The following is a 5238-nucleotide window of genomic DNA, read 5'->3' on the forward strand; positions in this document are numbered from 1 at the left end:
GCACAACCCCGAGTACCCGAGGGTGCGCCGTCGGCTGCCCGACATCCCGACCGCCCTGCACGGCAACCGGCTGCTCGACGCACTGATCCGGGCAGGGCCCGGTCCGTCACAGGTCCAGGTCGGGGTGGAGGCGGGCGACCGTCCACACCCGCCGACGGCGCAGGGTCAGCGAGGTGAGGGCCAGGAACAGGACGCCGAAGCCCGCCAGGACGGCGAGGTCCCGGACGAGGTGGGAGGTCAGGCCGCCGCTGATCGTCACGCGGAGCCCGTCGACCAGGTAGGTCATCGGCAGGAAGGGGTGGACGGCCTGGAACGGCGCCGGGGTGGTCTGCATCGGGTACAGGCCGCCCGAGGCGGTGAGTTGCAGGATGAGCAGGACCAGTGACAGGACGTCGCCCACCGTACCGAACACGGTCCGCAGGCAGTGGTCGACGGCGACGAACGCGGCGGCGCCGACCGCGAGGAGCAGGACGGTCCTCCAGGGGGCCGCGGCGTGCAGCCCGAGCCCGGCGCTGACGACGCCGTAGAGGATCACGGCCCCGAGCACGCCGAGTGCCGCGGCCGGGAGCCAGCCCGCGACGGCGAGGGTGGAGGCCCGGGTCCGGGCGGCCAGCGCCCGGGCGTTGACCGGTCGCAGGAAGAGGTAGGCGAAGAGGCCGAACACCCACAGCGCGATGCCGAAGAAGAACGGGGCCAGGCCGCGGCCGTAGACGCCGGCGGGGTGCAGGTTCGACCGGTCGATGTCGACGGGAGTCCCCAACACCCGTGAGGCGTGGTCCAGTTGTTCGGCGTCCAGGACGGGCACCTGCTTCTTCCCGTCGTCGATCAGGGAGGCCAGCGTCGTGGCGCCGGTGTGCGACTGGTCGGCGGCGTTCTTCAGTGCCGTGGATCCCTGCTGGAGCGCGGCCAGTCCCGTGGACACGGTCGCGGTCCCGGCGGCGATGCTCTGGGCTCCGGAGTCGACCAGGGCCAGCGGGGTCTGCGCGTTCTGCGCCGACTGCTGGACGGCCGCGGCCGTCTTCTGGAGGCCGACGGCCTGCTGGAGCGCCGTGTGGGCGGTGCCGCTGGCGGTGGCGGCGTGCGCGTCGATCTGGCCGGCCGCGGTGTCGGCTGCCGTCATGTCCTGTTTGACGCGCTGGAACACGGGGTCGTCGCCCAGTCCCGGGTGCGCCGCGGCCAGCTGGTCCAGATCGGACACCGCCTTGGCGGTCCCCTGCTTCACCGTCGACGTCGCGGTGTGGACGGCGTCCACGCCCTGGCTGACGAGCGTGGCTGCGCTGACCACGGCGCCGGCGGCCGTGTTCAGCTGGGGCGCGGCCTCGGTGAGGGCGGTGGCCGCGGTGTGCACCTGGGTCGTGGCCTGGCTCAGCTTCTGAGCCCCGTCCGCGAGCTGGGTGGAGCCGGACTGCAGCGTGGCGCTCGCGCCAGCGGCCGCGGAACTCCCCTGCTGGGCCACGGTGGTGGCGTTCACCAGACCCTGGGCCGCCTGCGCCGCCGTGTCCAGCTTCCCGCCGATGTCCGCGAGCCGGCCGTAGACCCCGCGGACGTAGGCCTCGTGCGCGGCGGAGTTGACCTGTTCCTGCAGCTTCGCCTGGACGACCTCGGTCATGACGCCCGCGATGTAGTTGTTCGCGTCGTTGAGCAGGATGTGGATCCGGGCCTGTTCCGGTTGGGTGTCGGGGCCGGTGGCGAGGCGGGCGCTGAAGTCGGCGGGGATCCGGACCGTGAACGCGTAACGCCCGTGCTCCAGGCCGCTGCGGGCCGCGGCCTCGTCGACGAACGCCCAGCCGAACTCCCCCGAGGCCTTGAGCTCCTTCACGACCTCGGCGCCCGCGTCCACCCGCTGTCCCTGCCGGGTCTCGGCCGCGCGGTCCTCGTTGACCACCGCCACGGGGATGTGCCCGGTCTTCCCGTAGGGGTCCCAGTTCGCCCACAGGTACATGGCCCCGTACAGCAGGGGAACCAGACACAGCACGAGCGGGACGAAGCGCCGCAGCGGGCCGCGGAAGCCGCGCAGCTCCAACCCGGCCAGCCTGATCGCGGTCATGCGTCCTCCCCGCCCCGGGGCGCACCGACGCGCCCGCCGTCCGGTCCCCGCCGCCCGAGCAGTCGTTGCGCGAGCAGTCGCCGTACGCGCGCTCGCCACGGGCGTCGCGCCGACGCGCCCGCCTCGGCCGCCCCCTCCTGCTCGGCCGCCCCCTCCCGCTCCGCCGCCCCCTCCCGCTCGGCTGCCCCGGCCCGCTCGTCCGCTCCGCCCTCCGTCGCCGATCGCTCGGGCAAGCTGCTGAGTCGGGGCAGCGCCACCAGCACCGGTGCCGGGTCGAGGCCGGCACCGGATCCGGGAGGGTCGAGGGCACCCGCCACGACGGTGCAGCCCACCCCGCGGACCCGGCCCACGAGCTGCCAGGCCCGGGTGCGCTCCTCGGCCGGGCACCCCCGGTCCACGTCGTCCACGACGACCACGGCGGGACGCGTGGCCAGAGCGAGCGCGAGGGCCACCCCCAGGGCCTCCACCGGCGGCAGGTCCCGGACCAGCGTCCGCCGGTCCACCTCGACACCGAGGACCGCGAACGCCTCATCGACCTGCGCGCCGCTCAGCCGGCGGCTCGACCAGCGGCGCTCGGCCACCAACTCCCGGACCCGCAGGTCCGGGTCCAGACCGAGGGCGGGCTCCGCCCGGGCCACCGCCACCAGCTCCCTGACGCGACGGCCGTCGCGGGGCAGGACGTGCCCGCCCACCTGAACCGCGCCACCGTCCAACCGCATCCGCCCCGCCAGCGCGAGCAGCGCCGTCGTCCGGCCGGAGCCGGCCGGCCCGTGGAGCACCAGCAGCCCACCGGGGTCCACGCCCAGATCCAGGTTCTCGAACACCGCTCCCCGGGGCCCCCGCACGCTCGCTCCCCGCGCGACCACGTCCATGCCGGCTATCTCCACCCCCAGCCGATAACCCGTCCGTGCCGCGGCATGTCTGTCAGACCGGTCACATTCCCGCGCCGACCGCCTCCGAGCCCCCTCCCGGACGGGACGAACGAGCGGCCGGGCGGCCTTCCGAGCGGTGGACGATCCGCCCGACCGGCTTGAGCGCTGACGCCCGGTCGCGCGTCGAGCACTCCTCGATCCGGGCCGTGCACGGCCGCGACGGCCGCGGTCAGTGCGGCGCCGGGCCCGGTGCGGCGCCGGGGCCGGGGCCGGGGCCGGGGCCGGTGAAGGCGAACACCGGGCGGACCGGGCCGGCAGCCGGACTCGCCGGACCGTCAAAGGCGGTGGAGCGCCTGCCGCGCGCCACGGCGCTCCACCGCCTTCGGCTGCTGCTTCCGCGCGAGCCCCCGGCCGGCCCGCTCGCCGAGGGCCGCCCGGGGCCGGCGTCCGGGTGCTACCAGGTGGTCCAGGGGAGGTTCCAGCCGCCGAGGCCGTTGTCGGGGGCGACGGTCTTCTCCTTGGTGTTCACGACCGTGACGACGTCGCCGATCAGCGAGCTGTTGAAGAACGAGCCGGCGACGGAGGTGTCGCTGCCGCCCTCCACGTCCTTGAGGGAGACGCAGCCGTGGCTGGTGTTGGCCTTGCCGAACGGGTCGCCCTTGTACCAGTAGTTGCCGTGGAGGTAGGTGCCGGACCTGGTCAGCCGCATCGCGTGCGGAACCGCGGGGATGTCGTACTCACTGCCCAGGCCGACGGTCTGGGAGTTCATGTGGGTGACCTTCTCCTTGGACATGATGACCATGGTGCCGCCCCAGGAGGGGTGCTTGTCGTCGCCGAGGGTGGCGGGCACGGTGGTGGACTTGCCGTCCCGCACGATCGTCAGCTGGTGGGTGGCGGCGTCCGCGGTGGAGACCTGGGAGCGGCCGATGGTGAACGGCTCGTCCTTGTCGATGTCGCCCCAGACGCCGGGGGCGACCTCGACGTTCTTCAGCCGGTAGTGGATGGTGACCTTGGTGTTCGGCTTCCAGTACTCGGCCGGGCGGAAGTCGATCCGGTCGTCGCCGAACCAGTGGCCCTTCACCTCGGTGCCGTTGTCGGTCTCGAACGTGATGGCCTTGGCGACGGCGTCCTTGTTCACGACCTTGGTGCTGAAGTCCACCTTGACGATCATGCCCACGCCGTAGGTCTGGCCGTCGGCGATGTTGTCGTTGGTGGAGACCTGCTTGCCGGGCGCGCGGGTGGTGAAGGTGCTGGTGGCCGCGGAGACCAGGCCGTCGGCGTCCTTCGCCTGGGCGTTCACCGTGTACGCCGTGCCGGGGGCGAGCGCGGCGGCGGGCTTCCAGCCGGTGCCGTCCGGGGTGATCGAGCCCTGGACGGGCTTGCCGTCCTTGTCCGTCACGTCGACGGCGGTGAGCTTCCCGCGGGAGACGGACACCTGGAGCGCGGTCGGCGCGACTGCCTGCGCCCCGTCCTTCGGCTGCACGTCCAGCACCGCGGTCGACGCCCTCGGCGTCTCCGCGGCGGCCGGCCCGGCGGAGGCTCCGGCGGCTGCGGAGGAGCCGGAGGCCCCCGAAGGTCCGGAGGCCGCGGCCGACGCGGCGGCGCCGCCGTCGCCCTGGCCGTCGCCGCAGGCCGCGGTCATCAGCAGGACCCCGCCCATCGCCAGTGCCGCCGCGCCGCGGTGGAAACGGTCGCTGGTGCGTATCGCGGCCCGGGCCGCCCCAACAGTGCTCACAGTTGCTCCCTCTCGGTGTTCGCCGTCAGCTTGGGCGCCGGTTCGTCCCGGCCGCAACGGTGCGCCGGCGATCAGGGACGCGGGGACGCCTCTACCCGGTTTGAGCTGGGAAGACGTAGTCTCTCTGGGACGCGCTCGCGGGGCGCAGGGAGGGCGCGGCCGATGCCGGCGGCGCCCTCGGGGAACCGTGGGACGGTCTGCGGCGTGCTTCTCTGCCGGGGCTCGCGTCGACACCGAGGGGGCTCACGAGCGGGTGGAGGAACAGTGCCGGAGGGGACCGGGGAGTTGAGGGAGGCGGACGAGGTCGCGCGGCTGCTCCAGGAGCTGAAGAGCCGGTCGGGCCTCAGTTACGGAGCGCTGGCGAAGCGGCTGCACGTGAGCACGTCGGCCCTGCACCGCTACTGCAACGGCGAGGTGATGCCGGTGGAGTTCGCCCCGCTGGAGCGCCTCGCACGGCTGTGCCGGGCGACACCGGAGGAACGCACCGAGCTCTACCGGCTGTGGATCGTCGCCCACGCGGCGCGGACGAACCGGCAGACGCCCGGGACCGCGCCTGCGCCGGCGCAGACACTGGCGCCGGCGCC

Annotated in this window: 4 protein-coding genes; 1 reads left to right on the forward strand and 3 read right to left on the reverse strand. The window is 74.1% G+C overall.

From position 1 onward, the window contains the following. Window positions 1-106: 106 nt before the first annotated feature. From ABT247_RS31510 to ABT247_RS31520, 3 genes are all read right to left on the reverse strand, one after another. Window positions 107-2047 (reverse strand): YhgE/Pip domain-containing protein, encoded by a 1941-nt coding sequence (locus ABT247_RS31510; RefSeq protein WP_350749527.1) that lies wholly within the window; start codon window positions 2045-2047, stop codon window positions 107-109. Continuing rightward, on the reverse strand, window positions 2044-2919 hold the full coding sequence (locus ABT247_RS31515) for an ATP-binding cassette domain-containing protein (RefSeq protein ID WP_350749530.1): 876 nt from the start codon (window positions 2917-2919) through the stop codon (window positions 2044-2046). The genes ABT247_RS31510 and ABT247_RS31515 overlap by 4 nt, the downstream gene beginning before the upstream one ends. A gap of 454 nt (window positions 2920-3373) precedes the next feature. Further along, window positions 3374-4654 (reverse strand): L,D-transpeptidase, encoded by a 1281-nt coding sequence (locus tag ABT247_RS31520; RefSeq protein WP_350749533.1) that lies wholly within the window; start codon window positions 4652-4654, stop codon window positions 3374-3376. A gap of 264 nt (window positions 4655-4918) precedes the next feature. Here ABT247_RS31520 and ABT247_RS31525 point away from each other — a divergent pair. Then, window positions 4919-5238 (forward strand): helix-turn-helix domain-containing protein (locus ABT247_RS31525; RefSeq protein ID WP_350749536.1); only part of this gene is annotated, 320 nt, incomplete at its 3' end.

The sequence above is a fragment of the Kitasatospora sp. NPDC001539 genome, from assembly GCF_040298565.1.
Classification (GTDB): Bacteria; Actinomycetota; Actinomycetes; order Streptomycetales; family Streptomycetaceae; genus Kitasatospora.

Excerpts from the sequence above, each read along its gene's own strand:
- ABT247_RS31510 (WP_350749527.1), bottom strand. The coding sequence starts at position 2,047 with ATGACCGCGATCAGGCTGGCCGGGTTGGAGCTGCGCGGCTTCCGCGGC.
- ABT247_RS31515 (WP_350749530.1), bottom strand. The coding sequence starts at position 2,919 with ATGGACGTGGTCGCGCGGGGAGCGAGCGTGCGGGGGCCCCGGGGAGCG.